Origin of the sequence: Rhizobium sp. WSM4643 (genome assembly GCF_025152745.1) — a bacterium.
Lineage (GTDB): Bacteria > Pseudomonadota > Alphaproteobacteria > Rhizobiales > Rhizobiaceae > Rhizobium > Rhizobium leguminosarum_I.
The window spans coordinates 241,690-268,537 of sequence record NZ_CP104043.1 but is presented as its reverse complement, the minus strand read 5'-3'; the positions used below and the strand labels follow the sequence as shown (position 1 = coordinate 268,537).

Genomic DNA, 26,848 nt, shown 5'->3' with positions numbered 1-26,848 from the left:
TCTTGCGACGGGTAAGCGGCGGATCAATCCGGCCAGCGCAGCACACCGTCGAAGCGGTGTCTGCTGCGGTTCTCGATCGCCGTTGCGATGATCTCGTTGGAGGCGCGCGCCTTGTCGAGTTCCTGCGCCAGGCGCTCCGCGACGACCGTCTCCTCGCCCGGGTGCAGATTGCACGGGTCGAGATAGAAATAGCGGTGCTCCACCTCGTGATCGCGCACGATGATCGGCGGGCTGCCCTTGGCAAGCGCATCGGCCAGATCCCAGGCGGTGATGTGAGCTTGCTCAGGATCGACGATCAGGCGCAGCCGATCGAGCGGATTGTTGGTCGGGTCGGGCTCGATCAGCGCGGTGACGCCCGGGCGACCGTCGAGCGTGCGCTTCCACAGGTTGAGATAGCCGGTCTCGCGTTCCCGGATGCCGGCATGGTCGCGGTTTTCCCAGGCCTCGAGTGCTGCCATGACGCCGAAGATGCTCTCCTTGCCGACCTTCATGCCGCGGCCGATGCCCATGTTCTGCAGGAAGGCGTGGCGCACCAGCTCCTTTCTGCCGGCAACGATGCCCGAGGTCGGGCCGCCGAGGAATTTGTGGCCGGAGTAAAGGGCGATGTCGGCCCCCTGCTCCAGGAAAATCCTGAGATCATATTCCGAGGCGGCATCGACGATGACGGGCACGCCCTTGGCATGGGCAATCTCGACGAATTCCTTGAGATTCAGCAGGCCGTAATCGACGACATGGTGGGAGACGACATAGACGGCAGCGGCGGTCTTGTCGGTGATGGCGTTTTCCATGTGGAAGCGATGCGTCGAGGTCGCCTGCCCGACAAGCACGACCTTGCCGCCGGTAAGCCGGATCGCCTGGTCGACCGGGGCGCCGTAGCTGACCACATGGCCCATCTGCACCAGCACTTCGTTCTTCTCCGGCACGACATCCGGCAGCTTCTCGATCGCCAGCAGGTTATTGCCGGTAATCGCGCCGGCGACAGCCAGCGAAATGCCGGCCGAGCAGGAGGCGGTGACGAAGCCCGCCTCGCCGCCGGTCAGCCTTGCGATGACGGCGCTTGCCTTGCGCTGCAGGTCGTTGATCTCGACGAAGTGCGGCAGGATCGATGCCATCGCGCTGATCGCTTCAGGAACGACAATCGAGGCGCCGAGGCTGGTCATCGTGCCCGATACATTGATGACAGGGCGGAGGCCAAGCGACGGGCGGATATCAGTGGACATGGAGGTCTCCAGGATTCTGGGTCGAAAAACGAAACATGGGGCGGTCGATCAAATGTGTCGAGCTTCCATCAGCCGTGCAAGGCGACGATCGCCTCGATCTCGACGGTGATGTTGCCGGGCAGCGAGCCGAAGCCGACGGCCGAGCGGGCATGTTCGCCGGCGGGCCCGAAGACTGCGATCAGCAGATCCGAGCAGCCGTTGATGACGCTCGGATGATCCTCGAAATCAGGCACGGCATTGACCATGCCGAGCAGCTTGACCACCCGCTTGACCCGGGAGAGATCGCCGAGCGCATCCTGCATGACGGCAAGCAGGTTGATGCCGGTCAGCCGCGCATGGCCATAGGCCCCCTCGACACTGATGCCACCGCCGACCTTGCCGGCATGCAGGAAGCCGTCGGCCTCGCGCGGGCCCTGGCCGGAGAGGTAGAGCATATTGCCTTCGATCACGTGCGTGACGAAATTGGCGATCGGCGGCGGCGGCGGCGGAAGCGTTATGCCGAGGGCAGCAAGCCGTTCGTAAGGCGAGTTCTCGACCTTGCCGGCGGCGGTGGGAAACTGATTCACGCAAACTCCTGTCATGCAATTTTCGATTTGACGAATTTCGATTGGGCCGACGCCTGATCGGCGGATTAAAGATCCTTGCGAAGTCTCGGATCGAGCATGTCCCTGAGGCCGTCGCCGACCATCTGCAGCGACAGGACGGAGAGGATGATGGCGACGCCCGGAAACAGCGTCATCCAGTCGGCCTGGCCGATATACTGGCGGCCGGCGGCGATCATCGTTCCCCAGGTCGGGATTTCGGGGCTGACGCCGAGGCCGAGGAAAGACAGGCCGGCTTCGGCAAGCATGGCGCTGGCGAAAAGGAACGTCGCCTGCACCAGGATCGGCGACAGCAGATTGCGCAGGACATGCCGGGTCATGATATGGAAGGTCGAAATGCCAAGCGCCCTCGCCGCCTCGACATAGGGCAGTTCGCGAATGACCAGCGTCGAAGCGCGGACGATGCGGGCAAGGCGCGGCGCATAGACGATCGACAGCGCGATGATCACCGTCGTCAACGACGGGCCGAGGGCGGCGACGAGCGCGATCGCCAGCAGAATATCGGGGAATGCCATCATCGCATCGATCAGCCGGGCGATCGGCGTATCAAGCTTCTGGAAGAAGCCGGCAAGCAGACCGAGCGTCACGCCGATCACGGCCGACAAGGTCACGACCGCAACACCGACGAGCAGCGACAGGCGGCCGGCGAAGATCGTCCGTGAGAAGACGTCGCGGCCGAATTCGTCGGTGCCAAAGACAAAGGTGCCGCTCGGCGGCTTCAGCCGATTGACGATGGAGAGCTTCGACGGCGAATAGGGCGCGACAAGAGGTGCGAGGACCGCCAGAAGCACGAAGATCGTCAGGATCAACAGACCCAGGGCGACCGTCTTGCGCTTCAGCAGGCGCCTGGCGAATTTGCTGCCCTCGCCTTCGACTGATTTAATTGCGATATCGGCCATCAGTAGCGCACCCTCGGATCGATCAGCAGATAGAGCATGTCAATCGCAAAATTGATCAGCACGTAGAGGGCGGCGATGACGAGCAGAGCCCCCTGGATGACGGGATAGTCGCGGCGCAGCACCGCCGAGACGACAAGATTGCCGACACCCGGCAGGCCGAAGACAGTCTCGGTGACGACGGCGCCTGAAATCAGCACGGCTGCCGTCAGGCCGATCACCGTCAGGATCGGGATCAGCGCATTCTTCAGCGCGTGCTTGAGGATTACCCGGCGCTCGATCAGCCCTTTGGCGCGGGCGGTGCGGATATAATCGTCGCCGAGCACATCGAGCATCGACGCGCGGGTGAAGCGCAGGATCAGCGCCGAGGAGACGATGCCGAGCGCGAAGGCAGGCAGCGTCAGATGATACATCCGATCGAGAAAGGTCGAGCCCGGACCGCCATAACCCGAGACCGGGAAGAGGTTGAGCCTGACGGCGAAGAACTGCATCAGTATCAAGCCGAGCCAGAAGCTCGGAATACTGGCGGCAAACATCGCGAGCGTCGTTGCCGCCTGATCGATGAAGGAACCGCGCCGATAGGCGGCATAGATGCCGATCGGCAGGGCGATGATGCTGGCGATTGCGAGCGAAAACAACGTCAGGAAGAAGGTCGGCTCCGCCCGGTCGAGCAAGGCCGAGGTGACGGGCATGTTGAGGAAGATCGACTGGCCGAGATCACCTCTCAGCATCTGGCCGATATAATAGACATATTGCAGGCCGAGCGACTGATCGAGGCCGAGCCGGGACCTGAGGTCGGCAATATCCTGCGGCGTCGCATCCGGCCCGAGCATGACGGCGGCCGGATCTCCCGGGGTCACACGCACGATGACGAAGACGATCGTGACAACGAGAAACATCACGACGATCATGCCGAACAGGCGCTGGAGGATGTAGCGTATCATGAATGTCTGGCAAACCCTTGCAGATTCTGCAAAAAAGAAGACTGACACCGGCCACGACGGGCCGGTATCGCTGGCGATGTTTACTTCTTGATCGAAGCATTCCAAAAATACGGCCACGGAGCCGGATCGACGCCTTCGAGCTTGGTCGATTCCGCCGAAACCGCGTTGAAGTCGCCGATCTTCATGAAGGGTGCATCGGCATAGATCGCCTTCTGGACATCGGCCCAGAGCGCCACGCGCTTCTTCGGATCGACTTCCGATGTAAAGGCATCGACGGCGGCCCTGCGGGCCGGCGTATCCCACCAGCCCGGCGAACTGGTCGAGAGCGAGCCGATCAGCGCCGGCTCCGGCAGGAAGGGGCTATGGGTGATGTAGATATCCCAGAGCTTCGGATCGGTGCGGCGCTGGGTCAGCGTCGCCCAGTCCACAACCTGCATATCGACGGTGAAGCCGGCAAGCTTCAGATATTCGGCGGCGACCTGCGCCATCTTGTAGTGGAATTCGTACTGGCGGCTGGTCAGGATACGGATCGGTTCGCCGTTGTAGCCGGCCTTCTTGGCGGCGGCCGCCGCCCCTTCCGGATCGGCGACATTATAAGCGCCTTCGACGCCGGCATCGGTCGACCAGGCAAAGGTCTTCGGATAGATCGCGCCGTCGAGCGCATAGAAATCCTTGCTGCCGAAGGCGGCGGCAAGCATGTCTTCCATGCTGAGCGCCTGGCGGATCGCCTTGCGGACCTCGACATTCCCGGCAATACCTTCCTTCGTGTTGAAGACGAAGACCGGATAACCGAAGGGCTTGAGGATGATCGGCTGCGAGGCGGTCGAAGCCTTCAGCTTGTCGTAGGATTCGACGGGGATCGAGTCGACATAATCATACTGGCCGGAAACAGCGGCTTCGACGCGGGTGTTCGGATCCGGCACCGGCACGAAGCGGATCTCATCTAGATATTGATGACGGGCGCCGCCATAACCATTGCTGTCGCCTTCGCGTGACTTATAGCCATCGAAACGGACGAGCTGGATATACTGGTCGGCCTTGCGCTCCTTCAGCATGTAGGGACCGGTGCCGATGAAGTCCTTCATCGGCTCGTCCTGCTTTTCCGACGGGATGATGATCGCGGCCGAATTGTTGAAGGCAAGCAGCGAGGTCAGCGGCGCATAGGGCTGCTTCAGCGCAATCTTGACGGTCGCCGGATCGACGGCGGTGACGGACTCGATGAAGCCGGCCACCTGCTTGCCGCGCGAAGCGATCTTCATCCAGCGGCCAAGCGAGGCGACGACATCTTCCGAGGTCATATCGGTATTGTCGTGGAACTTGATGCCGGTTCTGAGCTTGATCGTATAGGTTTTGCCGTCGGCGCTGATCTCAGGCAGGCTTTCGGCCAGAAGCGGCGTGACGTTCCAGCTCTTGTCGAAGGTGTAGAGCGTTTCGAAAATGTGCTGCGTGACGATGCCGACCAGATCGGCCGTCGACGACATCGGATCGAGCGTCGGCGGTTCGCCAATCGTCGCGACGTTAATGACGCCACCCTTTTCCTGGGCAAGGAGTGTCGAAGGCAGGGCGACGAGCGCAGTGCCGACAAGGAATGCGACCAGTGTTTTCATGTGAGAGCTCCCGTTTAGTTCCACAATTATGTAATTCATCTTTTTGTAACAGAATAGGAGATGGATCGATCCTGTCAAGCACGAGCGACGGATTATGCTAGGGCGGATAGCCGGACGCCGGAAAAACACACAATCTTCGGCTGCGCCGGCCTGCACCACGGCCGCGCATTATGCCAAGGTGAGGCGATCGCCCTGCGGTGAGGCTTCAACGGAACGGGAGAACAGGATGAGCATCGACTTCAATGACGGCAAATGGCTGAACGAGCCCGCACACTGGCAGGCGAACGAAGCCGGCCTTACCTTGACCACCGATGAGAAAACCGATTTCTGGCGAGAAACCCATTACGGCTTCACCCGCGACAGCGGCCATTTCCTCGCCTTTCCCACCACCGACGGCTTCACCGCGCAGATCCGCGTCCAGGGCGAATTCCGCACCCTCTACGACCAGGCCGGCCTGATGGTGCGCATCGACGAGAAACGCTGGATGAAAACAGGCGTCGAGTTCACCGACGGCGAAGCCTTCCTCAGCACCGTCGTCACCGACGGCAAATCCGACTGGTCCGTCGCTCAGCCCTTCCGGGAATTGGAAGATTTCCGCATCCGCGTCACCGTCGCCAACGGCGCGATGCGCATCCAGGCTTCGCGCGATGGCAGTTTTTGGCCGCTGCTGCGGTTAGCGCCCTTCCCGGCTGCCGAGCTCTATGAGGTGGGGCCGACTGCTTGCACGCCAGAGCGGAGTGGGTTGACGGTGCGGTTTTCGGAGTTTTCGATTGGGCTGGCGATTACGACGAATCTGCATGCCTTGAGCTAGGGGATTTCGATGTCGTATTCTCGACGGCAATATACGAATCCAGATAGTGGAGTCCAAGAGGCACCCCGGCAGAGATTATCCGCGGGGTGCGCATCTCTTAAAATCGTTCATCGTCATCGCGCCGCGCCGGTCGCAGGACCGTCATTTTCGAGATGACATCCGACCCATTCTCTGCGAAAAAGGGCGTGATGAGAGACAGGGGCGCCCGTCGGAAGACGGGCTGAGAAGCACCCTTCGAACCTGAACCGGGTAATGCCGGCGGAGGGAGTCGCTCGGGGCCGCGGCACCGTCCGCACGAACCGCCCCGTGCGCGCCCCCGCCTGAAAAGGGGCCATATGCAGACCAGGACCACACCAGGAGCGATGCTGAAGGCGATGCGCGAGAAGCCGCCGCTCGTTCAGTGCATCACCAATTACGTCGCCATGAACATCGCCGCGAATGTCCTGCTTGCATCAGGCGCCTCGCCCGCCATGGTGCATGCCGCCGAAGAAGCCGGCGAATTCGCCGCGATCGCCAGCGCTGTGACAATCAATATCGGCACGCTGTCGACGCAATGGATCGACGGCATGCGGGCGGCTGCGAAGGCGGCGACATCAGCCGGCAAACCCTGGGTGCTCGATCCGGTCGCCCATTATGCCACCGCCTTCCGCCGCAATGCGGTCGCCGAACTGCTGGCGCTGCGCCCAACCATCATCCGCGGCAACGCATCCGAGATCATCGCGCTTGCCGGCGGAGAAAGCCGCGGCCAGGGGGTCGACAGCCGCGACCCGGTCGAGCAGGCGGAAGGTTCGGCGCGATGGCTTGCCGAGCGGCAGCGGGCGGTCGTCAGCGTAACCGGTGCCGTCGATTTCGTCACCGACGGCGAGCGGGCCGTGCGCATCGAAGGCGGATCGGTCCTGATGCCGCAGGTCACGGCACTCGGCTGCTCGCTCACCTGCCTCGTCGGCGCCTTTGCCGCGACGGCACCTCAGGATATCTTCGGCGCGACGGTCGCAGCCCTTGCAACCTTCGCCATCGCCGGCGAGGAGGCCGCCCTTGGGGCGGCCGGCCCCGGCTCCTTCTCCTGGCGCTTCCTCGATGCGCTGGCCGCGCTCGACGCCGAAACGCTGGATGCCCGGGCAAGGATATCAGCCGCATGAAGGCTTTCGACCTTTCGCTCTATCTCGTCCTCGACCCCGACCTCTGCGCCGGGATCGGCATGGTCGAAACCGCGCGCCTTGCCGTTGCCGGCGGCGCCACCATGGTGCAGTTGCGTGACAAAAATGCCGGCACCATCAGGATGATCGAGACCGGCCGCGCCTTGAAACAGGCGCTGGATGGGACGGGCGCGCTTCTCATCGTCAACGATGACGTCGAGGCGGCCATCGCCATTGGCGCCGATGGCCTGCACATCGGCCAGGAGGATATGGATGCGCGCAGAGCGCGGGCCATGGTCGGTGCCGAGATGATCCTTGGCCTGTCGGTCGAGAGCGAGGCGCTTGCGAACGCCGTCGATCCTGGCTTGGTCGACTATACCGGCGTCGGGCCGGTGTTTGCGACACCGACCAAGGCCGATCACAAGCAGCCGATCGGCTTTGACGGCCTTGCAAGGCTGGTCAAGGCCTCGCCGGTGCCATCCGTCGCGATCGGCGGGCTCAAGGCGGATCATGTCGGCCAGGTGTTCGCCGCCGGCGCCCGGGGGCTTGCCGTCGTCTCCGCCATCTGCGGTTCGCCCGACCCCGAAGCGGCCACCCGCCGCATCGCCGCAGAAATTCGAAAGGCCCGCGCATGATCCGCAACGTTCTCTCGATCGCCGGCTCCGATCCCTCCGGCGGCGCCGGCATCCAGGCCGACCTCAAGGCCTTTTCCGCCCGCGGCGTCTACGGCATGGCGGTGCTGACCGCGCTGACGGCACAGAACACGCAAGGGGTGAGCGGCGTGCATCTGGTGCCGCCGCAATTCGTCGCCGATCAGATCAATGCCGTCTTTGCCGATGTGCGCGTCGATGCCGTCAAGATCGGCATGATCGCCAATGCCGGCATCGCCGACGCCGTTGCCGGTGCGCTGACCGACCACCGCGACATTCCGATCGTCATCGACCCGGTCATGATCGCCAAGGGGGGAGCCGCCCTGCTGGCGCCCGAGGCGGTCGACGTGCTGACCCGCCGGCTGCTGCCGCTTGCCACGCTTCTGACCCCGAACCTGCCGGAAGCCGCCGCCCTGCTGCACCAGCCGGTCGCGACAAACCGCGCTGACATGGCGGCGCAGGCCGAGCGCCTGCTGGCGCTTGGCCCGGCCGCGGTGCTGGTCAAGGGCGGCCATCTCGACAGCGACGAGAGCCCCGACGTGCTTGCCACCGCTGCCGGCCTGCACTGGTTCGAAGCCAGGCGCGTGCCGACCAAGAACACCCACGGCACCGGCTGCACGCTCTCCAGCGCGCTGGCGGCCGAGCTCGCCAAGGGCGCCTCGGCGCGGGAGGCCGTCGCCATCGCCAAGGATTACCTCGCCGGCGCGGTCGCGGCTGCCGGCAACCTCACCGTCGGCTCCGGCCATGGACCGGTGCAGCACTTTCATGCACTCTGGAAAGGCGGCGAATAGGCACTCGCTCAACCAAACATGCCGACTGAAACGGCCGGCCGTTGGGCGAGCTTTACAAGAGCTGGGCGGACCCGTCGGTGCGGATGATCTGAAGCCGGCTTGCTGGCCTCGTCGCCTGCCCTATGCTAGGGGACAGTCCCTTTCATAAGAGGCGAAGCCGTCATGCTGCCATGGATCCAGCTCGATTCCGCGACCATTCCCGGTGAAAACGGCGAATTGCGGCTGAAGCGGCGCGGCAGCGAGTTCTCGATCATGCTCGGCGCCAACGAGCTGATGAACAGCCGTCTCAGCGGCTCGGAGGAGGCACTGGCGACCCTTTCCTGGGATCGGATCAAGTCGCACCCAAAGCCAAGGATGCTCATCGGCGGGCTCGGCATGGGTTTCACCCTGCGCGCCGCTCTTGCCATCCTCCCGAAAGATGCCGGCGTCACCGTCGCTGAACTGGTGCCGGCCGTGATCGTTTGGGCGCGCGGACCGATGGCCGAAGTCTTCCAGGGCTGTCTCGACGATCCGCGCGTCGGTATCCACCAGGGCGATGTCGGCGAGGCGATCCGCGCCGACGCGGCTGCTTATGATGCGATCCTGCTCGATGTCGATAACGGCCCTGACGGCCTGACCCGCAAATCCAACGACCGGCTTTATGATTTCACCGGCCTTCGCGCCGCCGCGACGCGCTGCGTCCCGGCGGCGTGCTCGCCGTCTGGTCGTCCGGTCCGGACCCTGATTTCACGCGGCGTCTCAAGGGCAGCGGGTTTGCCGTCGATGCGGTCAACACGCGCGCCAACGGCAAACGCGGCGGCGCCCGTCACGTCATCTGGCTGGCCGTCAAATCGGTGAAATGACGCTCAAGCAGAAGCGATCCTGCGGGCGGCATTGATGGCGCGGCGGGCGCCGGAGCGCAGTTGCGCGGTCTCGGCACCGGCAATGACCAGATCGAAACCGAACTTCAGCAGTTCACCGGCCCGCTCGCCGTCGCCGGCGAAGGCGCAGGCGAATTTGCCATGGGCACGGCAGCGCGAAACCGCATGCTGCATGGCGCTGTCGATCTCGGCGGCGTTCGGCGCCACCTGATCGCCGTTCGACAGCGCGATCGAAAGGTCGGAAGGGCCGATGAAAATGCCATCGATGCCGGCAACGCCGAGGATGCCGTCGATCGCCTCGAGTGCCGCCCGGGTCTCGATCATGGCGACGGCGACGGTGAGCGCATTGGCGTTCTTCAGATAATCATCGGCCGACAGGCCTGTATGGTTGAGCGCCAGCGACGGTCCCCAACTGCGTTCGCCGAGAGGTGGGTATTTGGTGGTCTTGACGAAGGCTTGCGCGTCTTCGGCCGAATTGATCATTGGCGCGATGATGCCAGAGGCGCCGGCATCGAGAAGGCGCGAGGCGGACGCGAAATCACCGACCGGAATGCGCGCCAGCGCCGGCTTGCCGGCAAGGCGCACCTGGGCAACGGCGTTCGCTGCCGAGGGCATGTCCCACATGCCGTGCTGCATATCCAGCACGATGGTGTCGAAGGCCTCCTGCGCCAGGTGATTGGCGAGCGTAGCGTCGGGAATACCGATCCAGGCGGAGATCATGCCGCCCCGGTGCTGCCTGATCCTGTCCGCAAATCCGTCGATATCAGCTGCGCTCATGCCATTCTCCTCAATTCGACAGGCCGCCAGCGGCCAGATATTTCACCTCGAGGAACTCGTCGATGTCGAATTCCCTCAAAGCCGTGCACGGGTTGCCGGCTCATCCTCTCCGGCGCAGCCGTGAAATAATAATTGTCACAGCGAGCCCGGCGACGACCATGATGCTTCCCCAGAGAACCCAGATGCTTTGGTTGATCATGAAACTGGACGCGGGATAGGGAAAATAGCCGCTTCCCTGGGCGATCCAGATCAGTCCCAGGAGGATCATAAGCAATCCAATAACGTATCCGATGGTTCGCGACATGCTTCGGGCCCTTCCTTATGAATCGATGCCACAATGTCGATCGACGCCCGTCATGACAAGGCTTCTCTCCTGAGCGCTAGCATATTCGCGATGCAATGACGCGCCGGCCTCGGTCCGAATATCATGTCCTGCCGACTTCATCCACAAGCCACGTGCTGAGCCTCTCGCTGTGAATATTTGCCGATCGCGGCCGTATCAGCCAGTATCCGCGGTCGGGTGCCTCGAGCGGCGGCCCGGCTTCCACCAGCATATGTGTGGAGAGAAGCGCATCGACCAGTCCCATCCAGCCGATCGCCACGCCCTGTTCGCTGAGAGCCGCTTGGACGACCAGCGAGTAGGTGTTGAAACTGACATCGCCGCGGCCGGCATGGAGATCGCGAATGACGGAGAATTCAGCAAAATAGCTCCGCCAGTCGAACCAGGGCGATGGCATTGGCGAGTCGAGATGGATCAGGATCGCTTTGGCAAGCTGCCGCGGATCGTCGAACGGGCCGTTGCGATCGAGAAAGCCTCGCGTGCAGACCGGCACGACCTTTTCCTGCAGCAGAAGCGATCCGATAGCGCCGAATTCCGCCCGCGTCCCGAAAACCACCACCACATCGGCGTCGTCACGAAGGCCGGGCTCAAGCCTCTGGGTGGCGACGATCTGTATATCCGTTTCGGGGTGAAGCAGGCGAAAGCCGTGCATGCGCGGGATCAGCCAAAGCGCTGAAAAAGCATAGTCGGTTCTCAGTCTGACGACCGGCCTTTGAGCCTCAGTGCGGAAACTGCGCGCCAGGGCATCGATGTCACCGACCGCCTTGGCCGCGACCTGGAAAAGCCGCTCCCCCTCCGCGGTCAACTCGACGCCGCGGTGTTGGCGGCGCAGCAGGGCAACGCCGAACTGCTCTTCCAGCCGCCGAATCTGATAGCTGACGGCCGGCTGCGTAAGGCCGAGACCTGCCGCTGCGGCCGAAAAGCTGCCGAGCCTTGCGACCTCCGTAAAGATGCGCATCGATCCCAGCTCAGGCGGGCGATCTCGCATAAAAATTCCTTTTGGCAACTATCGAAAAAAGCCAGCTTTACAGGCATGACAATACTGGCTTTGATAAGATCTGCAAATAGCAAGGGGCGACGTGCGCCTCAGCGGGACCTTCCCGGCCTTTGAGACCACAGGAGACAATTTCACATGGCGCGTCCGAATATTCTCATCCTGATGGTCGATCAGTTGAATGGCACTTTCTTTCCCGATGGCCCGGCCGATTTTCTGCATGCGCCGCATCTGAAATCATTGGCGGAGCGTTCCCTGCGTTTCACCAACGCCTATACCGCAAGCCCGCTCTGCGCACCGGCGCGGGCCTCCTTCATGTCCGGACAATTGCCGAGCCGAACCCGCGTCTATGACAATGCGGCGGAATTTGCCTCTGACATTCCGACCTATGCGCATCATCTGCGCGCGGCCGGATACCAGACCGCACTTTCCGGCAAGATGCATTTCGTCGGCCCCGACCAGTTGCATGGTTTCGAGGAGCGCTTGACGACGGACATCTACCCGGCCGACTTCGGCTGGACGCCGGATTATAGCAAGCCCGGCGAACGCATAGACTGGTGGTATCACAATCTGGGTTCGGTCACCGGCGCCGGCATTGCCGAGATCACCAACCAGATGGAGTATGACGACGAGGTCGCCTACCACGCCGCCCGCAAGCTGTTCGATCTCTCGCGCGGACACGACGAGCGTCCCTGGTGCCTGACCGTCAGCTTCACCCATCCGCACGACCCCTATGTCGCGCGCCGCAAATTCTGGGACCTCTATGAGGATTGCCCGGCACTTGATCCGGCGGTAGCGCCGATTGCCTTCGAGCGCCAGGACCCGCACTCTCAGCGGTTGATGAAAGCCTGCGATCACGATGCTTTCGACATCAGCGATGAGCAGATCAGGCGGGCAAGGCGCGGCTATTTCGCCAATATCTCCTATGTCGACGACAAGATCGGCGACATTCTCGGCGTCCTCGAGCGGAGCCGCATGGCCGAAAACACCATCGTCCTCTTCGCCTCCGACCATGGCGACATGCTTGGCGATCGCGGCCTCTGGTTCAAGATGAACTTCTTCGAAGGATCGGCCCGCGTTCCGCTGATGATTGCGGCACCCGGCTGGAAGCCCAGACGGATCGACCAGCCCGTCTCCACGCTCGACGTGACGCCGACGCTGGCAGGACTTGCCGGGATCGATATCGCCTCGCTGAAGCCATGGACCGAGGGCGAGAATCTCGCAGCGCTTGCCCAAGGCACCGGCAGCCGCGGCCCGGTCCCGATGGAATATGCCGCAGAGGGTTCCGAGGCGCCGCTCGTCTGTATCCGGGACGGACGATACAAACTCTCGCTTTGCGAGAAGGACCCGCCGATGCTGTTTAATCTCGAGACCGATCCGCAGGAGCTCGACAATCTGGCGCCCGATCCGGCGCATGCCGAGATCTTGGCAAGACTTGTCGAACAGGCCGGCCGGCGCTGGAACCTTGCCGATTTCGACGCAGCCGTGCGCGAAAGCCAGGCGCGCCGCTGGGTAGTTTATGCGGCGCTGCGCAATGGGGCCTATTATCCATGGGACTATCAGCCGCTGCAGAAAGCCTCGGAACGCTACATGCGCAATCACATGGATCTGAACGTGCTGGAGGAAAACCAAAGGTTCCCGCGCTAGAACAGCATGATTTTAGGCCGGGTTGGCCTAAAATCTGAATCCTGTTCTACATTTTGTCGTTAGCGCATGATGTCGTCCGAAAACCGCTCATACTTTTTCGGCATCATGCTCTAGGGATGAGCGAGAAGTGCTTCTGATTTAAGCCGTCCTGCGCGCCGGCGACTCGCGCAGGAAATCCTCGATGAACGTCTTTTGCAGCAGGATGCCGTCCCATTCATCCGGGAAGAAGGACGAGTCGTAGATCAGCGTGAAGGGACCGGCATAACCGGCCCTCTCGCACATCTCCAGGCACGTGCGGTAGTCCTCGGCGTCGAGGCCGCTAACGCCGTAATCGGCCTTGGCATGGCAGATTTCCGCCCGGCCCATGATATCGGCAAGGCCCTGATATTTCGCCGGCGCCGCCCAATTGCCAAGGTCACCGTTGAGGCCGACCCTGCCATCCAGCCGGTCCAGCAGCCAGTTCATCTCGACGGGGGACGGCAGCAGGTCGAACCAGTTCTCGACGACGACACGCACGCCGCTGCCTTCCGCCTTTTCGGCCAGCCAGTTCAGATGGCGGTCGGCGCGGGCGAGGTTTTCTTCCGTCGGCTTCTGCTTGCCGGCTATGACGCGCATCCTCTCAGCCCCGAGGGCTGCGGCAATGTCGATCCACTCCGCCATCCATCTGACGTCGCGTTCGGCAGTCTCCGGATGGCTCGGATCACCGTCCTCGACGAGCAGCGTCTGGAACAACACGTTCGAGGCCGCCATCGCCTCGCGCAATTCGCTTATATAGGCGGCGTCGAGGCTCGGCAGATGGAAGGAACAGACCTCCAGCCGGTTGACGCCACGTGCCGAAAGAGCCGCGGGCACGTCGATCAGCACCGCGCCGCCTGGGCCATAGGGCTCTTTCGGCGCAGCGCTTTTGTCGGGATCGGGACTATAGGCGTGAACGGCGCCAAGCAGCCGATGCAGCGACCATGTCGAAACCGCGAAACGTCCGTTTTGCAAAACCTGCACTTGCTTTCCTCCGGGATCTCCTCACGCCATCAATGGCAACTAATTCCCGGCGGTTCAATTGCCAATTCAGGCAAAGTCGTCGCGGATGACCGGCTCGGCGGCAAGGGCGATCCCCAGCAGCGCCTCATCGCGATGGGCCGTGGCGGAAAGCAGCAGTCCAACAGGCATGCCAGCCTCGCCGGCGCCGCAGGGAATGGAAACGCCGCACCAGTTGAGGAAATTGCCGAGCGCGGTGTTGCGCAACGTCTTGTTGTTCGTCGCGAAGAACAACTCGTCATCCTGCGCCAGCGGCCCGATCGGCGGCGCGACATGGGCGACAGTGGGAAAGGCGAGCAGCCGGTCGCCGACAAGGCGTTCGACATCGGCGATCAGGCGGCTGCGCGCCTCGAGGATTCTGAGGTAATCGGGCAGCGTCGTCTTGCTTCCGAGACGGGTACGCATGACGACACGGTGATCCATCCTGTCCGCGTCCGGTCCGGCCAAGCGTTCCTGATGAAGTGCGAAAGCCTCCGCCGTGACCAGCGGACCATATTTCGTCATCAGCTCGAATATCTCGTCGAAGGCGGGGATAACGGTGCGGGCAACATGGGCGCCCGCCCTTTGAAGACGTTCCAAAGCCGCCTCGAACGCGGCGACGACGCCGGGTTCCGCTTTGTCGAAGACGACATTTTCAGGCACGACGAGTTCCAGACCTTGCAGGGGATGCGCAACGACATCGGGCGCGGTCAGGCCACGCATCGCCGCATCGATCCAGACCGCGTCCGTGACGCTGCGGCAGAGCGGTCCTAGCGAATCCAGGCTCTTTGCCAACGGATAGACGCCTGCCATCGCGTGGCGGCCGCGTGTTGCTTTATAACCGACGATGCCGTTGAAAGCGGCGGGGATACGCACCGAGCCGCCAGTATCGGTGCCCATGGCGACCGGAACCAATCCGGCCGCGACGACGACACCAGCGCCCGAGGACGAGCCACCCGGAATGCGCGGGAGATCTGTGCCGCGCGGATTTACCGGCGTGCCGTAATGCGGATTGATGCCGAGGCCGGAAAAGGCGAATTCGCTCATATTGGTGCGTCCGACGGCGACCATGCCCGCCTGCCTGAGCAAAACGACGACAGCCGCATCGCGCTTGGCCGGCATATCCTTTGCCAGTACGACGGAACCGGCCGTCGTCGGCAAGCCTTCCATGTCGAAAAGATCCTTCCAGGCAATCGGAATGCCGTCCAGCAATCCAAGCGAGCGCCCCTCCCGCAGACGTCGGGACGAAGCGCGTGCCTCCGCCATCGCCCGGCTTTCGAGCAGTGTGGTGAAGACGGCCTTGTCGGCATAATGCGCGATGGAATCGAAGACCGCCTCCGCCACCTCGACCGGATCGGCCGCGCCAGCTTGAATGAGGACGGAAAGCTGCGCGACCGACATCGCGCCGAAGGATTTGCTCATGGGGCTATCCAGAAAAAAGATGTTCCTCTCTGGACTACCCCGGATCATTCCGGTGAACCAGAGCTTCACGATATTTTGCATTTATTGGTACGATTTTTTGAACACTGAGTTTGAAGATCGCCCCTTCAATTACCACGATCGAAGACACACATGCTGCACGCATGCGGAAGCGGTTTGGCGCGAGGGTGAGAGTTTGCTCTTAAGAGACCGGCTCCGCATGTGTTGCAGGAGTAATTAAAAATGACAGATTGTGAAACTTTGACCCGTCGCCAGGATATGGTGACCCTTCATGTAAAAGAAGACGAAACAGCCGGTTTAGGCGAGCGTGATTATGTAGACCATGTCAGCGCCCAGAAACTTTCGGCCTTCGAGCGCATTGTCGTGGTCGGAGCGCTGGTTCTCTTGAGCTTTGCGGGTTTTGCCGCCTATTCTTCCGGCGATACGGACCCGATGACGACATCGGCCATTGTCGCCCCCGTGAGCGATAACACGCCGCCGCATCCGGCTTACGGCCATTGCCGCGACAGCAGCCCCTACGCTGAGAGGGTCTGCTAACAGGAAAGCTAGCTCGCCGGGCATGGAGACCTTGGCCCAGGCTGCATCGACAGCAGGAAAAGGGAAAAGGACCATGGCCGGTGAAATCGACTATAATCTCGATCGGTTCATCGATGCCCAGAACGGCATCTACGAACAGGCGCTTTTAGAGCTGAAAGCCGGACTCAAGACATCCCACTGGATGTGGTTCATCTTCCCGCAGATCGCCGGTCTCGGCACGTCGGCGATGGCCGAAAAATATGCGATCCGCTCGGCCGAGGAAGCCGCCGCCTATCTCGCCGATCCCATTCTCTCAAGCCGGCTGCTGCGCTGCGTCGAGGCGATCCTGTCCGTGAACGGCCGATCGGCGCACGAAATCTTGGGCTCACCCGACGACCTCAAGCTGCGCTCGTCGATGACCTTGTTTGCCGCGATCAGCGACCATGGTTCGCCCTTCCACCGGGTGATCGAGCATTTCTATCAGGGAAAATTCGACGCTCGGACGATGGAAATCCTTAGCGCCAGCACAGGATGATTTTAGGCCAGGCCGGCCTGGAATCTGAACACGTTCCCAAATGAAACAGTTAGCGGCCCGGCCTGCTTTCCAGCGTAGCGATTTCCTCGGAGATCTCGCTCAACCGCTGACGCAGATCGCTGTCGGTGCCATCATCGACCTCTTCGTCGCCGAAACAATAACGCGCATCATGAAGCTCCAGCTTGGCTTCGAGTTCCGCGCGTTTGGCATACAGGCGTTTGAGATAGACGTAGTTCATCTCCCTGCCTCCACATCGCTCTCGGGTTAGTGTGAAAACGGCATGGAAGCAGTAAGGTTCCCCTCCCACACTTGCGGTGGTCAGGCGAAAGAAGCGATTGCCGCATGGCAGGCCTTGGCGAAATGGCCGCAGCAGCCGGCAGCACCCATAGCCTGGCGGCTGACACGCGCGCCTTCGAGCAGCAGCGTCAACGTATCGGCAAGAAGCTGGGGTTCGCGCGCGCCGGCCGCCGAACAGAGCGCGGCCAGGCGATCACGCTGTTCGGCCTTGTGCCGCTCGATCATTTCGTGGGCGGGATGGCCCTCGCCCTTCAGCTCGATGGCGGCGTTGGCGAGATCGCAACCGGCGGGCTCGCCGTTCAGACATTGCGCCCGCAACTCAACCCAGGCGTCCAGCTGGGCGCGCGGATTGCCGGGATAGGCCGCTTCCAGATCACGCCAGATGGTACCCGCCTTTTCGGAGGCTCGGCGAAGTGTCTCACAGACGAGCTCGTCCTTCGAGCCGAAATGCCGGTAGAGCGTCATCTTGTTGGTCAGAGCCGCGTCGGCAATGGCATCGACGCCGATGCCGCGGATGCCGCGCTCGCGGAAAAGCTCCGAGGCGGTCGACACAATACGTTCCCGCGGCGGGATGCGATCTTCTGGAACGGCTGCGGAGATTTCATTCGAAGTTTCTGATTTTTTTGCGGACGTAGTCCTTGACATCAATGTGACCGATCGGTAACAAATGCATTGTTACTTACCGGTAACACCACAAAACGCGAAAGTCAATGCCGAGGGCATGACAGCGGAAAGTGGAACACGGGCGACCGCCCACGAAAGGAGGACAACCATGACAAAGACCAGAGACGACCTGACGATATCCGAAGCCCTTCGCGACCCCCTGATCGCCATGGTGTTGCACGCTGACGGCGTGAAGCTTGAAGACTTCAAGCAACTCCTGGAGACGGCCGCCCGCAAACGCGAACCGCGCTCGACTTCGGTGGGCAATATGATTGGAGCGCTTGCAAGTCGCGCCAATCTGCCGGCAATGCCCTGCTTCGGCTGAAGAAGCCGCCTGAACAGCTTGGGGATCTCTCCCTGCCCCCGTCAAGGGCTGCCGTCACAACCAGACGGCGGCCCTTGCCGCTTTAAAGCATGTCGCGCAGCGCAAGGATCGCGACGCGCTTTAGAGGATCGGCTTGCCGCCGGTGACCGCGATCGTCGTGCCGGAGATATAGCTCGACAAGGGATCGGCCAGCATCACATAGGCTGTCGCAAGCTCGGCCGGCTGTCCCGGCCGTTTCATCGGCACTTGCTTGCCGAAATTGCTGACGCTTTCTTCAGGCAGTGTCGAAGGGATGAGCGGCGTCCAGATTGGCCCGGGCGCCACCGCATTGGCGCGAATGCCTTTCTCGGCCAGAAGCTGAGCAAGGCCGGCGGTGAAATTCTGGATCGCACCCTTGGTCGTCGCATAGGCAAGCAGCGTCGGGTTCGGATTGTCCGAATTGATCGAAGCCGTATTGATGATGGCGCTGCCGGGCTTCATATGGGCGACGGCTGCCTTGGTCAGGTAGAACATCGAATGAATATTGACCTTGAAAGTCAATTCCCATTCCTCGTCGCTGATTTCGTCGATGCTCTTGAAGCTTGCCTGATGCGCGGCGTTGTTGACGAGAATGTCAATGCCGCCGAGCTCCTTGACCGCCGTCTCGACGATCTGCCTGCAGTGGGCGGGATCCTGGATGTCGCCGCTGACGAGAATGGCCTTGCGCCCAGCCTGCTCGACGAGCCGCTTGGTCTCGTCGGCATCCTCGTCCTCGTCGAGGTAGGAGATCACCAGATCGGCCCCTTCACGGGCATAAGCGATCGCCACGGCCCGGCCGATGCCGCTATCGCCGCCGGTGATAATCGCACGCTTGCCCTTCAGCCGCTCGGAACCGCGATAACTTTTTTCGCCATGATCGGGAACGGGGTCCATCTGTGCCGTGAAACCCGGCATCGGCTGTTTCTGAGAGGGAAAAGGTGGTGTGGGATAATTTGGCATCATGACCTCCTGGGTTGAGGGGGTCAAACTCGGACTGCGGCTTGTTGTTCCACGCCGAGCTGTCGCATCTGCCCACACGATCAACCTACAAGATGTTGCGATTTGCCATAGCCACCGCTATGCCATAGTAATGTAACATAACGGCGTTTTTCATGAGGTGCGTGGAATTGGACGGAAAGACATCCCCCCCGGTTTACTCCGAAGATGAGGGCGTTGCCGACGAGGCTGCTGGCAAGGGCGCGCGCCGCGCGCGTGTCAGCGGTATCGACCGGGCGCTTCAAGTGATCGACCATCTTTACGAGACCGGATCGCCTGCCGGCGTCTATGCCATCGCCAAGGCGGTGAAGGCGCCGCTATCGACCGTTTACGTCATCGTTGACGATCTCGTCGAGAAGAACATGCTGACACGTCAGGCGGACGGCTCGATCTGGCTCGGCGCGCGGCTCTACCATTACGGCCTTGCGTATGCCAGGTCGCTGGATTTCATGAGCATCGCCACCCACGAAATGCACGATCTCTGCCGCCAGGCCGGCGAAACCGTGCAGGTCTGCGGCCGCGACGGCGACTATATGCTGGTGCTGGCCATGGCCGACGGCCCGAGCCATTTTCAGGTGGCGTCCCGCGTCGGCACAAGGGTGCCGCTGAACTGGACGGCCTCCGGCCGCCTGCTCGTCGGCCACCTGGCGGAGGAGGAGCGCATCGAACTGTTCAAGCGCTGCGCCCGCTCTTCACCGACCGGCCGCGCCGAGATCGATCCGGGCACGTTGTCGGAAGCCGCCGGCAAGGCCTTCGAGTCTCGCCTGTCGATCCAGGCGGGGGAATCCGATTATGCGGTTGCCTGCATCGCCTCGCCGATCTGCGATCGCGACGGCCAGTGCGTCGCCACCATTTCCATCGTGCTGCCGGAACAGAAGGCCTTTTCCGACGAAAACCACTATACCGCCCATGTCCGCAGTTCAGCGGAACGGATCGAAAAGCTGATGGGCTGGCGCAACCGCTGAGCATTGCGCCCTTCGGTGGATCCTACCTATAGGAATAGCCGTGGCTGTGCCGCACCAGCTTGCGCGCCCGCGGCACATAGCGGCTGGCGGTAAAGGCATCCGCGCCCATCACCGCATAGCGCGGCTCGAACAGCTTGTTGAGGACCGACACGTCGCCGTTGGAATCCGTCGCCTCAAGATCGGAATCGACCAGGTCGAAAATGGTGAACTCCGCTTGCGAGCCGACCGAAAGCCCGTTCTCCATCGACAGCTTGATGACGGATGCCGGCGCATGGGTGACGGCTTCCACCACCTTGTCGAAAGGCATGCCGACGCTGAGCAGCTTCGACATCGTGGTCGCCAGGTCCCAGACCGGGAAATTCATCGAGTGGCCGTGCAGGTCGGTCGAAATCGAGAACGGCAGAAGCCCGCGTGCGATCGCCGCCTCGGCGACCTTGAAGGAGAAGGAGGCGCCGCCATGGCCGATGTCGAGACGGATGCCCTCGGAGGCACAGCGCTCGGCGAGGTTGAAGAGGTCCTCGTCTTCCATGATGCTCGACCCGGCCTTGCCGTTGAAGCAATGGGTGACGACGTCGCCGGGTCGGAGGATCTCAAGCACCTCGTCATAAAGCGCCGGCGGCTCGCCGACATGCACCATCATCGGCACTTTCAAGATCTTGGCGATCTTCTTGCCGAGCTTGACCGGGGTGACGCCCCAGGACCCGGTGATGACATGGCTGGCGCGCACCTTGATGCCGACAATGTGCTCGCTGTTTGCCGCATAGACTTCGAGAATGCGGTCGAGATCGATATCACGGATATCCCGCAATTCCGCGACGCGGTTGCACGCGACGAGGCCGATCGAGCCGAGATTGAGGAAGGCCTTGATGCGCTCGCGCGAGGGCTCGATGATATATTCGCGGAAGCCATGGAAATTCGCCTCACCGGCCGAACCGGCATCGACCAGCGTGGTGACGCCGCGCTCGACGCCGCATTCGGACGGACGTATAGAAATATCGGTGCCGCCGTGCCAGATATGCACGTGCAGGTCGACCCAGCCGGGCGAAATGAAGGCGCCCTTGCCGTCGATGCGCACAACATCCTGCGAGACAGAAAGCGACGGACCGGTCTCGGCGATCCTGCCGTCGGCATTGACGAGAATGTCGATTGCCCCCTCTTGTGTGCCCGCACCAAAAGCCATCGGTTTGACATTGGTGAGGAGAAGCGGCTTCTTCGCCTGGTCGCCGGGCATGATATGCATTCCTTTCGAAGTCTCGGACCGGGATCACGCCTCGGCCATCCGGGTCATTATGGAAGAGCAATGGAAGCTAGAGATGGCCTCTCAGGGCGCCGTATCGGAAATTCCATAACTATGATACATAAGGCTTTATAATAGAATAAAGCCGAAGACGAAGCTGTCAAGGAAAATGACGCGGTCGTCGCGTAGACGAAACGTAAGCGGTGCGCTCCTTGCGAAGCGCGCCTTTTTCGAAGATCCGGTAAATTCGCCTTTATTTTCAATCCCGAAGAATCGAATAGTCAAGCCGTTCCAAGTGATCCGGATCGGCGATGGCGTCGATTGCGGCGATCCTGCCCTCGGCGATCGTCAGCGCCACCACGACGCGGAGCTGGCCCTTGATCTCCACGACGAATCCGAGCTCGCCGTCGACCATGGCGATTTCTGCCGCCTGCGCCCGCCCCTTGAAGGCTTCGGCCACGTGAGCCGCTCCGCGCGTTTCGCCAATGGTGCCGAAGCGGGCCGCCGTCGCATCCGGCCGGAAGACGACGTCAGGGGCAAGCACTGCGATCAATCCCTCCAGATCGCCGTTGCGCGACGCCGTGAGGAAGGCTTCGGCGATCGTCCGTTTGCGGCCGAAATCGACATCAGGCGTTTCGTCCACCCCCTGCACCCGGCGACGGGCGCGGCTTGCGAGCTGGCGGGTGGCGCCGGACGAGCGGCCGATGATCGGCGCGATCTCGTCGAAGGGCAGATCGAACATGTCGTGCAGCACGAAGGCGACACGTTCGGCGGGCGCCAGCGTCTGCAGCACGACGAGCAGCGCCAGACCGACCGAATCGGCAAAGGCGGCTTCGCGCTCGGGATCGTTCGCGGGATCGGCGATCCCGCCATGAACAGGCGCCTCCAGCGGCTCCTCGCGCCGGGTCTTGCGGGTGCGCAGCATGTCGAGACAGATGCGCGCCACCACCGTCGTCAGCCAGCCGCCGAGATTGCCGACCCCTGTCGTGTCCGTGCGGCTGAGCCGCAGCCAGGCCTCCTGAACGGCGTCCTCCGCCTCGCTGCGCGAGCCGAGCATGCGATAGGCTGCGGCCCTCAGATGCGCTCTGTTCGCCTCGAACTCATCGGCCAGCCATTTTTTCTCGTCCATTTGTCACATTCCTCCGCTGCGTTCCGTCAAGGCCATGACGAATGAAACCCGGCCGATGTGACACCCGGCGGATCGTCGAACCATAAACGCATCAAGGAGACATACCATGCAGGAAAAAATGGTCATGCAGGAGCGAATGGGAAATCCCGCCCTCGTCCTTCCCGCAGCCATGCAGGCGCTCAATGCTCTCAGCAAGGTGCCGGTCGAAACCGGCCTTCCGCCACAGTTGCTCGAACTCGTCAACCTGCGCGCCAGCCAGATCAACGGCTGCAGCGTCTGCATCGACGGTCATTGGCGCATTGCCCGTAAACACGGCGAGACTGACGAACGGCTCTTTGCCGTCGCTGGCTGGCGCGACGCCCCCTACTATAGCGATGCTGAACGCGCCGCGCTTGGGCTGACGGAGGCGATCACCCGCCTTAGCGATCGGGCAGATCCGGTGCCGGATGATATCTGGAACGAGGCGACCCGGCATTATGATGGCAGGAGCCTTGCGGCACTCGTCATCGCCATCGCCAACATCAATGTCTGGAACCGGCTGAACATCGCCACCCGCCAGATCGCCGGGGCCTGGAAGCCGTAAACGGCGAGGTTGCCGGCAGCGCGTCACCCCTGCGCTGGCCGGCAACCCACATCCCTAATCAGCATGGCTTCAGGCCATGCGAGACAATCGGGCGTTCAGATGATGCCGCCGCCGCCGGCAGCGGATGCCGGACGCTCGGCTGCCACTTGTCTGCGATAGCCGCTGGCGCGGTAGACGACGATCGGGTCGATTGCGCCGCCGGCCCTGCGGCGGGCTTCGGCCAGAATCGGTTCGACATCGGCGCGATAGGCGCGCTTCAGCGTTTCCGACGCCATCAGCGCGTCGTTGTCGTCCTGGTAACCGGAGAGCGCCTTGCGGTCGACGAGCAGCGCCTGCGCATAGGCGCGGCGGATTTCGTTGGCGCTGTTGATCAGGCTTTCGATCGGGTCGGTGACATTGTGCGACTGGTCGATCATATGGGCCGGGTTGAAGTCGTTGACGCCGCGCTGCTCGGCATCGACCAGTTCGTTGAAGACGAGGAACAGCCGGTAGGGATCGATCGCGCCGGCGTCGAGATCGTCATCGCCATATTTCGAATCGTTGAAATGGAAGCCGCCGAGCTTGCCGAACTGGATCAGGCGGGCGACGATCATCTCGATATTGGTGTTCGGCGCATGGTGGCCGAGATCGACGAGGCAATAGGCCTTGGGGCCGAGCGTCTGGGCGATCAGGTAGTTGGTGCCCCAATCCTGCACGATTGTGGAATAGAAGGCCGGCTCGTACATCTTGTGCTCGGAGAAGAGCTTCCAATCGTCGGGCAACGCCTTGTAAATGTCAGCCATCGAGGCGAGGTAACGCTCGAAAGCCTTGGTGAAATGGCTCTGGCCGGGGAAGTTCGAGCCGTCGCCGATCCAGACCGTCAGCGCCTTGGAGCCGAGCGCCTTGCCGATCTCGATGCATTCGAGATTGTGCTCGACCGCCTGCGCCCGTGTCGCCGCGTCGGTGTGGCTGAGCGAGCCGTATTTGTAGGAATGGGCCTGGCCGGGCACATCGGAAAAGGTGTTAGAATTCATCGCATCGAAGCCGAGGCCGAGCGCGTCGCCCTTGGCCTTCAATTCGCTAGCATCCGCCTTGTCCCAGGGAATATGCAGCGAGACGTTCGGGGTCGCCTGCGTCAGTTGGTTGATGACGGCGCAATCGTCGAGCTTGTCGAAGATGCCGCGCGGCTCGCCGGTGCCGGGAAAACGGGCAAAACGCGTGCCGCCGGTGCCCACACCCCAGGAGGGAACGGCAACGAAGAATTCCGCAACCTGGCGAGTGACCGCCTCGATATCGACGCCGCGACGGGCAAGCGTCGCGCCCAGTGCCTCATAGTCGGCTTTCAGCGCCGTTACCCGCTTGTCGTTATCCGTCGCAACCAGATCCTGCGCGATTCTGAATTCGGCCATGTCTTCCTCCCGATTGTTTCTTTCTCCCCTTCTCCCCAGCGGGGAGAAGGTGGCCCGAAGGGTCGGATGAGGGGGCGGCACGGTAGGACACTATTGTCCTTCGCTTCCCGCTCAGAACACGCATCGCTTCGCTCTGCGTCCCCCTCATCTGCCTGCCGGCATCTTCTCCCCGCCGGGGAGAAGAGCGTCCCTCTTACCGCGTAAAACTCTGCACGTTGCCGGCATCGACGTTGATGATGTTGCCGGTCGATTTTGCCGAGAGGTCCGATGCGAGGAAATAGATCGCCTCGGCGATATCTTCCGGAAACACGTTGAGTTTCAGCATCGAACGCTTGCGGTAATGCTCCTCGAGATCGTCCACCTCGATCTTCGACGAGGCGGCGCGCTGCTCGCGCCATTCGCCGCTCCAGATCTTCGAACCGCGCAGGACGGCATCCGGGTTGACGGTGTTGACACGGATGCCGGCATCCGCACCTTCCAGCGCCAGGCAGCGGGCAAGATGGATTTCGGCAGCCTTTGCCGTGCAATAGGCAGATGCATTCGGCGAAGCGGCAAGACCGTTTTTCGAAGCGACGAAGACGACGTTGCCGCCGAGCGCCTGTCGGCGGAAGAGGCGGAAGGCTTCGCGCGAGACGAGGAAATAGCCGGTCGCCAGAATATCGATATTGCGGTTCCACGTCGACAGTTCGGTCGCTTCGATCGGCGCGGAGGAGGCAATGCCGGCATTCGAGACGAGGATATCGATGCCGCCGAATTCGACGCAGGCTTCCGCGAAGGAGGCGATCACCGCATCTTCCTTGGTGACGTCGAGCCGGACGCTACGCACGGCGTCAGCGCCGAACTTCTTGACGAAATCGGCTTCGGTGCCTTCGAGCGCTGCCTGGTCGATATCGGCAAGCACCACGCAGGCGCCTTCGCCGACGAGGCGCGCGGCCGTCGCCCGGCCGATGCCACCGGCGCCGCCGGTGACGAAGGCGACGCGGCCGGCAAGGCCCTTCGGCTTCGGCATGCGCTGCAGCTTGGCTTCTTCGAGCAGCCAATATTCGATGTCGAAAGCTTCCTGCTCGGGCAGTCCCTGATATTCGGAGACCGTCGAGGCGCCACGCATGACGTTGATGGCGTTGACGTAGAATTCGCTGGCAATGCGGGCCGTCGCCTTGTCGCGGGCAAAAGACAGCATACCGACGCCGGGCACCAGGAAGATGACGGGATTGGCGTCGCGCATGGCGGGCGAATTGTCATGCTTGCAGTCGTTGTAGTAGCGGGCGTAGTCGGCGCGGTAGTCCTCCAGCGCCTTGTCGAGACCGGCAACGATCGCGTCGACATCCGGCTTGACCGGGTCGAAATCGACGATCAGCGGGCGGATCTTGGTGCGCAGGAAATGGTCAGGGCAGCTGGTGCCGAGCGCACCGAGCGGGCGCAGATCGCTGGAATTGACGAATTCGAGCACGGCGTCCTGATCGTCGAAATGACCAAGCTTGCGCTCCTGCTTGCCGATGCGGCCGCGGATCTCCGGCATCAGCCGGGCGGCGATGGCGCGGCGTTCGGCGACCGGCAGGCTTTGTGCCAGCGCGCCACCGAAAATCGTCTTGCCTTCGGTCTTTTCAGCGAACCAGACGATCGCCTTGTTGATGATATCGAGCGTTAGCTCGTAGCAGGCCTTCGCATCGTTCGCCCAGGTAAAGAGGCCATGGCTTTCGAGCACGACGCCCTTGGCATTCGGATTTGCGGCAACGAAACCGCCGAGGTCGAGGCCGAGCTGGAAGCCCGGACGGCGCCATGGCAGCCAGCCGATCTCGTCACCGAAGATCTGCTGCGTCAATTCCTTCGAATTCTTCGATGCGGCGATCGCGATGATCGCATCGGGATGCATGTGGTCGACATGGGTGAAAGGCACGAAACCGTGCAGCGGCGTGTCGATCGAGGCAGCGCGGGCATTCAGGTTGAAGGTGCAGTGCGGCAGGAAGCCGACCATGCGGTCCTCGTCCTCGACACCCTTGTAGATGCCCTTTAGCGATTCCAGCTTGTCCTGGTAGAGCGTCGCGAAACCGTCGAGCTTGATCGTGCCGACGTCGCCGCCCGAGCCCTTGACCCAGAGCACCTTGACCTTGCCACCGGTCAGCGGATCGGTTTCCATCACCTTCGCCGAGGTGTTGCCGCCGCCATAATTGGTGATGCGCTTGTCGGCGCCGAGCAGGTTGGAGCGATAGAGCAGTTTGCCAGGCTCATCGAGGCCTGCCGCGTAAGCCTCATCCCACCGGTTTTCCAGAAGCCGGACGTTCGCCGCCATGTCATCCTCCCATATGAAATCTTCATCGAGACGCAAAGTTCGCGCCGCTTTTCGCTGACGGTATCGCGCATTAAAATGGAGGTTGTCAATCGAAAACGATCAAATTCGATTATTGTGCAGCGCAATATGAAAATTTATGATCGTTTTTGATTGACACATTGTCATATGTGCGAAATA

At 62.1% G+C, this 26,848-nt stretch carries 27 protein-coding genes, 1 pseudogene and 1 riboswitch; of the genes and pseudogenes, 11 read left to right on the top strand and 17 right to left on the bottom strand.

Annotation, left to right across the window (positions count from 1 at the left end):
• Positions 1 to 23 precede the first annotated feature (23 nt).
• The 5 genes from N1937_RS30750 to N1937_RS30730 all read right to left on the bottom strand — a co-directional run bounded on the left by N1937_RS30750 (position 24) and on the right by N1937_RS30730 (position 5,269).
• Entirely contained in the window at positions 24 to 1,220 is a 1,197-nt protein-coding gene (locus tag N1937_RS30750; RefSeq protein ID WP_260060276.1) for an aminotransferase class V-fold PLP-dependent enzyme, read from the bottom strand.
• 68 nt (positions 1,221 to 1,288) lie between these two features.
• Entirely contained in the window at positions 1,289 to 1,801 is a 513-nt protein-coding gene (locus tag N1937_RS30745; RefSeq protein ID WP_170261597.1) for a RidA family protein, read from the bottom strand.
• 50 nt (positions 1,802 to 1,851) lie between these two features.
• Positions 1,852 to 2,721 (bottom strand): ABC transporter permease, encoded by an 870-nt coding sequence (locus N1937_RS30740; protein ID WP_222295402.1) that lies wholly within the window; start codon positions 2,719 to 2,721, stop codon positions 1,852 to 1,854.
• Positions 2,721 to 3,662: an ABC transporter permease gene (locus tag N1937_RS30735; protein ID WP_011655191.1), complete on the bottom strand. Its 942-nt coding sequence runs from the start codon at positions 3,660 to 3,662 to the stop codon at positions 2,721 to 2,723. The genes N1937_RS30740 and N1937_RS30735 overlap by 1 nt, the downstream gene beginning before the upstream one ends.
• Before the next feature lie 80 nt (positions 3,663 to 3,742).
• Positions 3,743 to 5,269, bottom strand: coding sequence for an ABC transporter substrate-binding protein (locus N1937_RS30730; protein ID WP_222295403.1), 1,527 nt, complete (start codon positions 5,267 to 5,269; stop codon positions 3,743 to 3,745).
• A gap of 226 nt (positions 5,270 to 5,495) precedes the next feature.
• Here N1937_RS30730 and N1937_RS30725 point away from each other — a divergent pair, with 226 nt between their 5' ends.
• The 5 genes and pseudogenes from N1937_RS30725 (at position 5,496) to N1937_RS30705 (ending at position 9,499) form a co-directional block, all read left to right on the top strand.
• The gene (locus N1937_RS30725; RefSeq protein WP_260060275.1) at positions 5,496 to 6,080 is read left to right on the top strand and encodes a DUF1349 domain-containing protein; all 585 of its coding nucleotides are present in this window, start codon (positions 5,496 to 5,498) and stop codon (positions 6,078 to 6,080) included.
• 187 nt (positions 6,081 to 6,267) lie between these two features.
• Positions 6,268 to 6,364, top strand: a riboswitch (TPP riboswitch).
• A 51-nt stretch (positions 6,365 to 6,415) separates the two neighbouring features.
• Entirely contained in the window at positions 6,416 to 7,219 is an 804-nt protein-coding gene (gene thiM / locus N1937_RS30720; protein ID WP_222295405.1) for a hydroxyethylthiazole kinase, read from the top strand.
• On the top strand, positions 7,216 to 7,851 hold the full coding sequence (thiE, locus tag N1937_RS30715; RefSeq protein WP_170258334.1) for a thiamine phosphate synthase: 636 nt from the start codon (positions 7,216 to 7,218) through the stop codon (positions 7,849 to 7,851). The genes thiM and thiE overlap by 4 nt, the downstream gene beginning before the upstream one ends.
• Complete coding sequence (gene thiD, locus N1937_RS30710) at positions 7,848 to 8,657, top strand: bifunctional hydroxymethylpyrimidine kinase/phosphomethylpyrimidine kinase (RefSeq protein WP_017968399.1); 810 nt, start codon at positions 7,848 to 7,850, stop codon at positions 8,655 to 8,657. Before thiE ends, thiD begins: the two co-directional genes overlap by 4 nt.
• 162 nt (positions 8,658 to 8,819) lie before the next feature.
• A pseudogene (locus N1937_RS30705) lies at positions 8,820 to 9,499 on the top strand (spermidine synthase).
• Between the two features lie 3 nt (positions 9,500 to 9,502).
• Here the strand turns inward: N1937_RS30705 and N1937_RS30700 are convergent.
• The 3 genes from N1937_RS30700 to N1937_RS30690 all read right to left on the bottom strand — a co-directional run bounded on the left by N1937_RS30700 (position 9,503) and on the right by N1937_RS30690 (position 11,622).
• The gene (locus tag N1937_RS30700; protein WP_162115326.1) at positions 9,503 to 10,294 is read right to left on the bottom strand and encodes an HpcH/HpaI aldolase family protein; all 792 of its coding nucleotides are present in this window, start codon (positions 10,292 to 10,294) and stop codon (positions 9,503 to 9,505) included.
• Positions 10,295 to 10,394: 100 nt separating this feature from the next.
• Positions 10,395 to 10,598, bottom strand: a complete 204-nt coding sequence (locus tag N1937_RS30695) for a hypothetical protein (protein WP_170258336.1) — start codon at positions 10,596 to 10,598, stop codon at positions 10,395 to 10,397.
• 121 nt (positions 10,599 to 10,719) lie between these two features.
• Positions 10,720 to 11,622: a choline sulfate utilization transcriptional regulator gene (locus N1937_RS30690; protein WP_170258337.1), complete on the bottom strand. Its 903-nt coding sequence runs from the start codon at positions 11,620 to 11,622 to the stop codon at positions 10,720 to 10,722.
• 144 nt (positions 11,623 to 11,766) lie between these two features.
• On the opposite strand from N1937_RS30690, the gene betC reads away from it, so the two are divergent.
• Entirely contained in the window at positions 11,767 to 13,275 is a 1,509-nt protein-coding gene (betC, locus tag N1937_RS30685; RefSeq protein WP_170258338.1) for a choline-sulfatase, read from the top strand.
• Between the two features lie 138 nt (positions 13,276 to 13,413).
• Here the strand turns inward: betC and N1937_RS30680 are convergent, their stop codons facing one another.
• Positions 13,414 to 14,274 carry a sugar phosphate isomerase/epimerase family protein gene (locus tag N1937_RS30680; protein WP_170258339.1) on the bottom strand — a complete coding sequence of 287 codons (861 nt, stop codon included), beginning with the start codon at positions 14,272 to 14,274 and terminating at the stop codon, positions 13,414 to 13,416.
• 66 nt (positions 14,275 to 14,340) lie between these two features.
• The gene (locus tag N1937_RS30675) at positions 14,341 to 15,711 is read right to left on the bottom strand and encodes an amidase (protein ID WP_170258340.1); all 1,371 of its coding nucleotides are present in this window, start codon (positions 15,709 to 15,711) and stop codon (positions 14,341 to 14,343) included.
• Between the two features lie 276 nt (positions 15,712 to 15,987).
• Here N1937_RS30675 and N1937_RS30670 point away from each other — a divergent pair, with 276 nt between their 5' ends.
• A complete protein-coding gene (locus N1937_RS30670; RefSeq protein ID WP_170258376.1) occupies positions 15,988 to 16,266 on the top strand; it encodes a hypothetical protein in 279 nt (92 codons plus the stop codon).
• Between the two features lie 73 nt (positions 16,267 to 16,339).
• Positions 16,340 to 16,780, top strand: coding sequence for a DUF1810 domain-containing protein (locus N1937_RS30665; protein WP_170258341.1), 441 nt, complete (start codon positions 16,340 to 16,342; stop codon positions 16,778 to 16,780).
• Positions 16,781 to 16,829: 49 nt separating this feature from the next.
• Here N1937_RS30665 and N1937_RS30660 read toward each other — a convergent pair whose 3' ends face one another.
• Positions 16,830 to 17,018: a hypothetical protein gene (locus N1937_RS30660; protein WP_017996458.1), complete on the bottom strand. Its 189-nt coding sequence runs from the start codon at positions 17,016 to 17,018 to the stop codon at positions 16,830 to 16,832.
• An 80-nt stretch (positions 17,019 to 17,098) separates the two neighbouring features.
• Positions 17,099 to 17,722 carry a TetR/AcrR family transcriptional regulator gene (locus N1937_RS30655; protein ID WP_017968388.1) on the bottom strand — a complete coding sequence of 208 codons (624 nt, stop codon included), beginning with the start codon at positions 17,720 to 17,722 and terminating at the stop codon, positions 17,099 to 17,101.
• Between the two features lie 127 nt (positions 17,723 to 17,849).
• Here N1937_RS30655 and N1937_RS30650 point away from each other — a divergent pair, with 127 nt between their 5' ends.
• Positions 17,850 to 18,065 (top strand): hypothetical protein, encoded by a 216-nt coding sequence (locus N1937_RS30650; RefSeq protein ID WP_026154592.1) that lies wholly within the window; start codon positions 17,850 to 17,852, stop codon positions 18,063 to 18,065.
• 120 nt (positions 18,066 to 18,185) lie between these two features.
• Here N1937_RS30650 and N1937_RS30645 read toward each other — a convergent pair whose 3' ends face one another.
• A complete protein-coding gene (locus N1937_RS30645) occupies positions 18,186 to 19,043 on the bottom strand; it encodes an SDR family oxidoreductase (protein ID WP_170260465.1) in 858 nt (285 codons plus the stop codon).
• A gap of 152 nt (positions 19,044 to 19,195) precedes the next feature.
• Here N1937_RS30645 and N1937_RS30640 point away from each other — a divergent pair, with 152 nt between their 5' ends.
• Positions 19,196 to 20,044, top strand: a complete 849-nt coding sequence (locus N1937_RS30640) for an IclR family transcriptional regulator (protein WP_032985793.1) — start codon at positions 19,196 to 19,198, stop codon at positions 20,042 to 20,044.
• Between the two features lie 22 nt (positions 20,045 to 20,066).
• Here N1937_RS30640 and N1937_RS30635 read toward each other — a convergent pair whose 3' ends face one another.
• Both N1937_RS30635 and N1937_RS30630 read right to left on the bottom strand, forming a co-directional pair.
• Positions 20,067 to 21,275 carry an amidohydrolase/deacetylase family metallohydrolase gene (locus tag N1937_RS30635; RefSeq protein ID WP_260060274.1) on the bottom strand — a complete coding sequence of 403 codons (1,209 nt, stop codon included), beginning with the start codon at positions 21,273 to 21,275 and terminating at the stop codon, positions 20,067 to 20,069.
• Positions 21,276 to 21,540: 265 nt separating this feature from the next.
• The gene (locus N1937_RS30630) at positions 21,541 to 22,410 is read right to left on the bottom strand and encodes a sigma-70 family RNA polymerase sigma factor (protein ID WP_260060273.1); all 870 of its coding nucleotides are present in this window, start codon (positions 22,408 to 22,410) and stop codon (positions 21,541 to 21,543) included.
• A gap of 124 nt (positions 22,411 to 22,534) precedes the next feature.
• On the opposite strand from N1937_RS30630, the gene N1937_RS30625 reads away from it, so the two are divergent.
• Complete coding sequence (locus N1937_RS30625) at positions 22,535 to 22,993, top strand: carboxymuconolactone decarboxylase family protein (protein ID WP_026154591.1); 459 nt, start codon at positions 22,535 to 22,537, stop codon at positions 22,991 to 22,993.
• 95 nt (positions 22,994 to 23,088) lie between these two features.
• On the opposite strand, the gene rhaI is transcribed toward N1937_RS30625, so the two are convergent.
• Both rhaI and N1937_RS30615 read right to left on the bottom strand, forming a co-directional pair.
• Entirely contained in the window at positions 23,089 to 24,381 is a 1,293-nt protein-coding gene (gene rhaI / locus N1937_RS30620) for an L-rhamnose catabolism isomerase (RefSeq protein WP_260060272.1), read from the bottom strand.
• A gap of 193 nt (positions 24,382 to 24,574) precedes the next feature.
• The gene (locus tag N1937_RS30615; protein WP_260060271.1) at positions 24,575 to 26,671 is read right to left on the bottom strand and encodes a bifunctional rhamnulose-1-phosphate aldolase/short-chain dehydrogenase; all 2,097 of its coding nucleotides are present in this window, start codon (positions 26,669 to 26,671) and stop codon (positions 24,575 to 24,577) included.
• Positions 26,672 to 26,848: the final 177 nt, after the last annotated feature.

Bases quoted from the DNA above. Each gene is read 5' to 3' on its own strand.
- N1937_RS30750 (WP_260060276.1), bottom strand. From the start codon at position 1,220: ATGTCCACTGATATCCGCCCGTCGCTTGGCCTCCGCCCTGTCATCAAT.
- N1937_RS30745 (WP_170261597.1), bottom strand. From the start codon at position 1,801: ATGACAGGAGTTTGCGTGAATCAGTTTCCCACCGCCGCCGGCAAGGTC.
- N1937_RS30740 (WP_222295402.1), bottom strand. From the start codon at position 2,721: ATGGCCGATATCGCAATTAAATCAGTCGAAGGCGAGGGCAGCAAATTC.
- N1937_RS30735 (WP_011655191.1), bottom strand. From the start codon at position 3,662: ATGATACGCTACATCCTCCAGCGCCTGTTCGGCATGATCGTCGTGATG.
- N1937_RS30730 (WP_222295403.1), bottom strand. From the start codon at position 5,269: ATGAAAACACTGGTCGCATTCCTTGTCGGCACTGCGCTCGTCGCCCTG.
- N1937_RS30725 (WP_260060275.1), top strand. From the start codon at position 5,496: ATGAGCATCGACTTCAATGACGGCAAATGGCTGAACGAGCCCGCACAC.
- thiM (WP_222295405.1), top strand. From the start codon at position 6,416: ATGCAGACCAGGACCACACCAGGAGCGATGCTGAAGGCGATGCGCGAG.
- thiE (WP_170258334.1), top strand. From the start codon at position 7,216: ATGAAGGCTTTCGACCTTTCGCTCTATCTCGTCCTCGACCCCGACCTC.
- thiD (WP_017968399.1), top strand. From the start codon at position 7,848: ATGATCCGCAACGTTCTCTCGATCGCCGGCTCCGATCCCTCCGGCGGC.
- N1937_RS30700 (WP_162115326.1), bottom strand. From the start codon at position 10,294: ATGAGCGCAGCTGATATCGACGGATTTGCGGACAGGATCAGGCAGCAC.
- N1937_RS30695 (WP_170258336.1), bottom strand. From the start codon at position 10,598: ATGTCGCGAACCATCGGATACGTTATTGGATTGCTTATGATCCTCCTG.
- N1937_RS30690 (WP_170258337.1), bottom strand. From the start codon at position 11,622: ATGCGAGATCGCCCGCCTGAGCTGGGATCGATGCGCATCTTTACGGAG.
- betC (WP_170258338.1), top strand. From the start codon at position 11,767: ATGGCGCGTCCGAATATTCTCATCCTGATGGTCGATCAGTTGAATGGC.
- N1937_RS30675 (WP_170258340.1), bottom strand. From the start codon at position 15,711: ATGAGCAAATCCTTCGGCGCGATGTCGGTCGCGCAGCTTTCCGTCCTC.
- N1937_RS30670 (WP_170258376.1), top strand. From the start codon at position 15,988: ATGGTGACCCTTCATGTAAAAGAAGACGAAACAGCCGGTTTAGGCGAG.
- N1937_RS30665 (WP_170258341.1), top strand. From the start codon at position 16,340: ATGGCCGGTGAAATCGACTATAATCTCGATCGGTTCATCGATGCCCAG.
- N1937_RS30660 (WP_017996458.1), bottom strand. From the start codon at position 17,018: ATGAACTACGTCTATCTCAAACGCCTGTATGCCAAACGCGCGGAACTC.
- N1937_RS30655 (WP_017968388.1), bottom strand. From the start codon at position 17,722: ATGTCAAGGACTACGTCCGCAAAAAAATCAGAAACTTCGAATGAAATC.
- N1937_RS30650 (WP_026154592.1), top strand. From the start codon at position 17,850: ATGACAAAGACCAGAGACGACCTGACGATATCCGAAGCCCTTCGCGAC.
- N1937_RS30645 (WP_170260465.1), bottom strand. From the start codon at position 19,043: ATGCCAAATTATCCCACACCACCTTTTCCCTCTCAGAAACAGCCGATG.
- N1937_RS30640 (WP_032985793.1), top strand. From the start codon at position 19,196: ATGAGGTGCGTGGAATTGGACGGAAAGACATCCCCCCCGGTTTACTCC.
- N1937_RS30635 (WP_260060274.1), bottom strand. From the start codon at position 21,275: ATGCCCGGCGACCAGGCGAAGAAGCCGCTTCTCCTCACCAATGTCAAA.
- N1937_RS30630 (WP_260060273.1), bottom strand. From the start codon at position 22,410: ATGGACGAGAAAAAATGGCTGGCCGATGAGTTCGAGGCGAACAGAGCG.
- N1937_RS30625 (WP_026154591.1), top strand. From the start codon at position 22,535: ATGCAGGAGCGAATGGGAAATCCCGCCCTCGTCCTTCCCGCAGCCATG.
- rhaI (WP_260060272.1), bottom strand. From the start codon at position 24,381: ATGGCCGAATTCAGAATCGCGCAGGATCTGGTTGCGACGGATAACGAC.
- N1937_RS30615 (WP_260060271.1), bottom strand. From the start codon at position 26,671: ATGGCGGCGAACGTCCGGCTTCTGGAAAACCGGTGGGATGAGGCTTAC.